At 59.0% G+C, this 234-nt stretch carries 1 protein-coding gene; it reads right to left on the minus strand.

Features of this window, described 5'->3' with window-relative positions; translation table 11 throughout:
* Positions 1-234 (minus strand): transposase (locus RHSP_RS08570; RefSeq protein ID WP_037150638.1); only part of this gene is annotated, 234 nt, incomplete at both ends.

Genomic DNA, 234 nt, shown 5'->3' on the forward strand with positions numbered 1-234 from the left:
GAGCGCTTGATGATCTCGATCGTCCAGCGCCCGATCTTTTTCAGTCGCCGCTTCAACTTATCGCCCGCATAGCCACCATCGGCGAAGACATGCAGTAACCATGGCCACCTGTGGCGGATGGATTTCAGGAGATCGGGAGCACCGTCGCGATCCTGGATGTCGGCGCTGTGCACCATGAGACCGACCATCAGGCCGAGCGTATCGACGATGATATGGCGCTTGCGGCCTTTGGTC

Source organism: Rhizobium freirei PRF 81 (genome assembly GCF_000359745.1).
Lineage (GTDB): Bacteria > Pseudomonadota > Alphaproteobacteria > Rhizobiales > Rhizobiaceae > Rhizobium > Rhizobium freirei.